Annotated in this window: 1 protein-coding gene; it reads left to right on the top strand. The window is 47.2% G+C overall.

Annotated features, from left to right (window positions below; translation table 11 throughout):
- Positions 1-30 precede the first annotated feature (30 nt).
- The coding region (locus SB756_RS30305) for a fimbria/pilus periplasmic chaperone (RefSeq protein ID WP_410913267.1) at positions 31-271 on the top strand (241 nt) is incomplete at its 3' end.

Below are 271 nucleotides of genomic sequence, written 5' to 3'. Positions count from 1 at the left end.
CTAACCAATAACGTGATTAAGGAATGATCCATGTCTGATTTACTTTGCTCTGCCAAATTGGGTGCTACGACGCTGGCGTTACTGCTCAGCGCTGCCAGTTTGTCTGCCCAGGCATCTGTAACGCCAGATCGTACCCGTTTGATATTTAATGAAAGCGACAAATCAATCAGCGTGACGCTGCGCAATAACGATCCGAAACTCCCTTATCTGGCTCAAAGCTGGATTGAAGATGAAAAGGGTAACAAGATCAGCTCGCCGTTAACGGTTCTGC

This window comes from Pseudomonas sp. SIMBA_068, from assembly GCF_046534705.1.
GTDB lineage: Bacteria > Pseudomonadota > Gammaproteobacteria > Pseudomonadales > Pseudomonadaceae > Aquipseudomonas > Aquipseudomonas putida.
Note: the sequence above shows the minus strand (reverse complement) of the source record. Positions and strands in the feature narration are given on the sequence as shown.